General features: G+C 63.4%; 10 protein-coding genes. 5 read left to right on the forward strand and 5 right to left on the reverse strand.

Going from position 1 to position 4,640, the window contains the following annotated elements; all coding sequences use genetic code 11:
* Positions 1 to 43 precede the first annotated feature (43 nt).
* The 5 genes from DBR23_RS13625 to DBR23_RS13645 all read right to left on the reverse strand — a co-directional run bounded on the left by DBR23_RS13625 (position 44) and on the right by DBR23_RS13645 (position 2,715).
* A complete protein-coding gene (locus DBR23_RS13625) occupies positions 44 to 580 on the reverse strand; it encodes a molybdopterin-dependent oxidoreductase (protein ID WP_108498611.1) in 537 nt (178 codons plus the stop codon).
* Positions 581 to 719: 139 nt separating this feature from the next.
* Positions 720 to 1,085 carry a carboxymuconolactone decarboxylase family protein gene (locus DBR23_RS13630; protein ID WP_108498612.1) on the reverse strand — a complete coding sequence of 122 codons (366 nt, stop codon included), beginning with the start codon at positions 1,083 to 1,085 and terminating at the stop codon, positions 720 to 722.
* Between the two features lie 65 nt (positions 1,086 to 1,150).
* Positions 1,151 to 1,342, reverse strand: coding sequence for a DUF2892 domain-containing protein (locus DBR23_RS13635; protein ID WP_015014124.1), 192 nt, complete (start codon positions 1,340 to 1,342; stop codon positions 1,151 to 1,153).
* Between the two features lie 85 nt (positions 1,343 to 1,427).
* On the reverse strand, positions 1,428 to 1,808 hold the full coding sequence (locus DBR23_RS13640) for a rhodanese-like domain-containing protein (RefSeq protein WP_108498613.1): 381 nt from the start codon (positions 1,806 to 1,808) through the stop codon (positions 1,428 to 1,430).
* Between the two features lie 46 nt (positions 1,809 to 1,854).
* Positions 1,855 to 2,715, reverse strand: a complete 861-nt coding sequence (locus tag DBR23_RS13645) for an MBL fold metallo-hydrolase (protein ID WP_108498614.1) — start codon at positions 2,713 to 2,715, stop codon at positions 1,855 to 1,857.
* Positions 2,716 to 2,815: 100 nt separating this feature from the next.
* Between DBR23_RS13645 and DBR23_RS13650 the strand changes: the two genes are divergently transcribed.
* From DBR23_RS13650 to DBR23_RS30695, 5 genes are all read left to right on the forward strand, one after another.
* Positions 2,816 to 3,151 (forward strand): helix-turn-helix transcriptional regulator, encoded by a 336-nt coding sequence (locus tag DBR23_RS13650; RefSeq protein WP_108498615.1) that lies wholly within the window; start codon positions 2,816 to 2,818, stop codon positions 3,149 to 3,151.
* Positions 3,145 to 3,576 (forward strand): YeeE/YedE family protein, encoded by a 432-nt coding sequence (locus DBR23_RS13655; protein WP_108498616.1) that lies wholly within the window; start codon positions 3,145 to 3,147, stop codon positions 3,574 to 3,576. The genes DBR23_RS13650 and DBR23_RS13655 overlap by 7 nt, the downstream gene beginning before the upstream one ends.
* 32 nt (positions 3,577 to 3,608) lie before the next feature.
* On the forward strand, positions 3,609 to 4,058 hold the full coding sequence (locus tag DBR23_RS13660; RefSeq protein ID WP_108498617.1) for a YeeE/YedE family protein: 450 nt from the start codon (positions 3,609 to 3,611) through the stop codon (positions 4,056 to 4,058).
* Between the two features lies 1 nt (position 4,059).
* The gene (locus tag DBR23_RS13665; RefSeq protein WP_108498618.1) at positions 4,060 to 4,416 is read left to right on the forward strand and encodes a TIGR01244 family sulfur transferase; all 357 of its coding nucleotides are present in this window, start codon (positions 4,060 to 4,062) and stop codon (positions 4,414 to 4,416) included.
* A 16-nt stretch (positions 4,417 to 4,432) separates the two neighbouring features.
* Positions 4,433 to 4,640: SulP family inorganic anion transporter (locus DBR23_RS30695; protein WP_255581695.1), on the forward strand; the 208-nt coding region annotated here is incomplete at its 3' end.

Below are 4,640 nucleotides of genomic sequence, written 5' to 3' on the forward strand. Positions count from 1 at the left end.
GTTGGCTGCGCAGCATAGATAGGGCGGGAAGCGGGGAGGGCGGCTACCGGATGTGCAGTGCGTTGAGCTGCCAGGCCGCCCGGTTGTAGTACAGCTCGCTGCGCAACTCGGCCTTGGTATCAAACGGGTACACGATGAACAGCGGGCCTTTTTCGCGGATGGGCATGGGCCGGTTGTTCATCAGGCGCGCCACGATCACGTCGTGCTTGGTGGCGTCGTCTGCCGGGATCTCGGTCTTGTAGTCATTCAGGGCCACGGCGGTGATCTTGGTGCCCTTGGCGCCCACCGCCGCCAGCACATCGCGCAGCAGGGGGCCAGTGAACGTGACAGCGCTGGGGTACCAGGGGGTTTGGGTGGAGAAGCTGTGCTGCGGCAGCTTCTCCAGCATCTTCATGTCGAACTGCGCCTGCGGGCCCCGGTTGGTCTGCGTGATGGCGCCGTGGATGGTGAGGATGACAGGGCCGGTGGGTGGCTCCAGCGCCTGCACGTTGCTCGCGGCCAGCAAGGCCGCGCCAATGACCCCTGCGGCCCATGCCTTGGACAACACCCGTTCCAACCCATGACGACGATGAGATTGCATGGACACCCCCTCCTGTTTTGGTAACAGTCTCGCGGATAGATGCCCAAAATGTAAACCGATTTATCGCCGCCAGTCTGACGGACGGTACGCCGGGGTGTCGAGCGCGCGACGGCAGCGGACGGATGGCAGGGTTGCTGCGTTAGGCTGCGGCGGGTGCGCTGGCGGCGGCCATGGTGTCCCAGGCCTTCAGGGCCTCGGCCGTGTACATGAGTGCCGGGCCACCGCCCATGTAAACGCACACGGCCAACATCTCTTCCAGCTCTGCGCGGGTGGCACCGAGCTTTTGCAGTGCCTTGACATGAAAACCGATGCACCCGGAGCAGCGCTGGGTGACGCCAATGGCCAGGGCAATCAGCTCCTTGTGCTTGCTGGTCAACGCACCTTCCGCCATCGAGGCCTGCGCAAGCTGCGCAAAGCCCCGCATGGCGTCAGGCTGGGCCTTTCGGAAGGTAGCCAGGCTTTCGTTGATGCCCTGGATCAGGCCGATGTGGTCGAACGTACTCATGGAATGGTTCCTTGCTGGGGCCTTGAGGGCACCGGACTCTGCGTGTGTCGGCGCCTGTCGGCGGTTTATTTCTTCATGGGACAGGTGTTGATGCCAAGCAGCGTGTAAGCGGGGCAGAAGCGAAACAGGCCGGTGGCCAGTGGCACCACGCCCAGCCATCCCCACCAGCCCACCGTGCCGGTGGCGGCCAGTGCGATCAGGACCAGGCCTGCCAAGACGCGCAGCACGCGGTCCACGGTTCCTACGTTGATGTTCATGATGATTTCCTTGCTCTGAGGTTATGGCCCGGGATGGGCACTGCTTGCACAAGCGCAGCGAACGCGGAATGCGCTCGCTGCCCGGTCAGTCGAATGAGGGGGACGCAGGCGCCGCGACAGGCTTGCCTGCAGCCACCCAGGCGTCAAAGCCGCCGGCGATGGACTGCACCTGCAGATAGCCCATGTCGTGCATGGCCCGCGCGGCCAGTGCGGCACGGCCGCTGGTCTTGCAGTACAGCACCACCTTGAGGTCGCGTGCGCTGAGTTCGGGCGTACTGCTGAGGCGGAACTCCAACACCCCGCGCGAGGCGTGAATCGCGCCCGGGATATGTCCTGCCTGGTATTCGTCGGCCTCTCGCACATCGATTAGCACGTCGGCGGTGCGGATGGCTTCGTCGGCCTGGTCCAGCGGTACTTCCTGCACCAGGGCCTTGGCGGCGGTGACGAGATCGTGGGCTGTTTTCATGTCGGCGTTCCTGCGGTGGGTAGGGTGGTGCGGATGCGGCAGCGTGTCACAGCGCGTTGACGGGAATCTTGAGATAGGTCACGCCATTGGCTTCCGGCGGCGGCATTTCCCCCGCACGGATGTTGACCTGCACCGAGGGCAGGATGAGCACGGGCATCTCCAGCGTCGCGTCGCGCTGGGTGCGCAGCGCCACAAAGGCCTCTTCGGTCACTCCGTCATGCACATGGATGTTCTTTGCACGCTGGTCGGCGACGGTGGTTTGCCAGGCCACGGCACGCCCTGCGGGTGGGTAGTCGTGGCACATGAACAGGCGGGTTTCATCCGGCAAGCTGAGCAATTTGCGCACCGACTGGTACAGCGTGTGGGCATTGCCCCCGGGAAAGTCGCAGCGCGCTGTGCCCACATCGGGCATGAAGAGGGTGTCTCCCACAAACACAGCGTCACCCACCTGGTAGGCCATGCAGGCGGGTGTATGACCGGGCACTGCCAGCGCCTGGGCCTCCAGCTGGCCGATGTGGAAGACCTCGTTGTCGTGCAGCAGCTGGTCGAACTGGCTGCCATCGGGGTGGAACCCGGGCTCCAGATGAAACACCTTCTTGAATACGTCCTGCACCTGGGTGATGGACGCACCAATGGCGATCTTTCCGCCCAACTTGTCGCGAAGGTAGTGCGCGGCCGACAGGTGGTCCGCGTGGGCATGGGTTTCCAGAATCCATTGCACCGTCAGCCCCTGACTTTGCACAAACTCCACGATCTTGTCGGCTGACCGCGTGCGGGTGCGGCCCGACTTCGGGTCGTAGTCCAGCACCGAATCCACCACCGCGCAGTGGCCGCCAGGCTGATCGAACACCACATAGCTCACCGTCCAGGTGGCGTCATCAAAGAAGGCTTCTATCTGGGGCTTCATCAAAGGGCTCCGTATTTAATTTCGATGTTAATAGTTTATTGACAAATAGATTGTTAGTCAATATAATATCAACATCGAATTTGAAAAGGAGCGCGCCACCATGCACGCAGAAGCACAAATGGACCTGGAAGCCTTGCGCAGGTCCGCCGACAGCGCTTGCCGCTTGATGAAGGTTTTGTCCAACCGCGACCGCCTGCTGCTGCTGTGCCAGCTGACGCAGGGCGAAAAGCGGGTGGGCGAGCTGGAGGAGCTGGTGGGCATCTCCCAGCCCACCTTGTCGCAGCAGTTGGGCGTATTGCGCGAGGAGGGCCTCGTCAACACGCGCCGTGACGGCAAAAACATCTATTACGAGATCGCCAGCCCCCAGGCCCTGGCGGTGATGAACGTGCTGTTTGAACAATTTTGTGGCCCCGCCCAGGAGAGCAAACCATGCTGATCGATTGGACCCATTTCACCCCTTGGGCTGCCCTGGCTGGGGGCGTTTTGCTGGGCCTTGCCTCAGCGCTTTTTGTGCTTCTCAACGGGCGCATCCTGGGCATCAGCGGCATTGTGGGAGGGCTGCTGCGCCCCCGCGCGGGTGACATGGGCTGGCGCCTGGCTTTTGTGCTGGGCATGTTGGTGGCGCCTGGCCTTTACTGGCTGGTGGTCGGCCCCACGCAGCCGCGCATTGATGCGAACTGGGCCATGGTGGTGATCGCCGGCCTGCTGGTGGGTGTCGGCACCCGTTACGGATCGGGCTGCACCAGCGGCCACGGCGTGTGCGGACTCTCGCGCATGTCGCCCCGGTCCCTGGTGGCCACCCTGGCCTTCATGGGGGCAGGCTTTGTCACCGTCTTCCTCATCCGGCACGCGCTGGCCTGAGTGCATCCCCATTCATCGGAGCATTGATCGCTATGAAAAATCGCATTACAGAGTTTGTGGTGGGTCTGATCTTCGGACTGGGCCTGATCGTCTCGGGCATGACCGATCCCGGCAAAGTGCTGGGCTTTCTGGACCTGGCTGGTTTGTGGGACCCATCGCTGGCATTCGTGATGGGCGGAGCCATTGCGGTGGGCGTGTTTGCCTTCGCCGTAGCCAAGAAGCGGACCACCAGCTTCCTGGGCGGCGCCATGCACTTGCCCACGCCGCGCGACATTGATCGCCGTCTGGTGGTCGGAAGCCTCATCTTTGGTGCGGGCTGGGGCATTGCAGGCTTTTGCCCGGGGCCCGCCATCGTTTCGGCGGGCGCGGGCCAGCCCAAAGCCATCGTGTTTGTGATGGCGATGCTGGCGGGCATGTGGCTGTTTGAACTGGCCGAGCGCATGTCCCACCGCGCCCCACCTACCCAGACCGGAGCCCGCTGACATGCCGCTGCAGATCATTGCCCTGACCCCCGACTTCGCAGTGTCGCCCCAGCTGGCCACCACGGACTTTGCCTCTTTGGCCCAGCAGGGCTTCAAGACCATCATCAACAACCGGCCCGACGGGGAGGGCGGTGGCGCACAACCTACCAGCCCTGAAATGGAGCGCGCTGCCGCAGTGGCCGGGCTGCACTATGTGTATCTGCCCGTGGTCAGTGGCTCCATCACGCCGGAACAGGTGCAGGCCATGCACAAGGTCCTGATCTCGGCCCCCAAGCCCATGTTGGCGTTTTGCCGTCCAGGCGCCCGGTCTGCACAGTTGTTCGGGCTGGCGCAGGACTTGGACGCCGAAGCGTCCTGAACACCCTGGAACCATCATGAACTTCATCCCCGGCTGGGTTCGCAACTACCAGAAGTCCTGGCTCTCCGGCGACATGGTCGCCGGCGTGATCGTGACGGTGATGCTGATCCCGCAGAGCCTGGCCTATGCGCTGCTGGCGGGGTTGCCCCCCGAGGTCGGCTTGTACGCCAGCATCCTGCCCATCATTGCCTACGCCATGCTGGGCTCCAGCATGACGCTGGCTG

The organism is Acidovorax sp. HMWF018 (assembly GCF_003061035.1).
Lineage (GTDB): Bacteria > Pseudomonadota > Gammaproteobacteria > Burkholderiales > Burkholderiaceae_C > Acidovorax > Acidovorax delafieldii.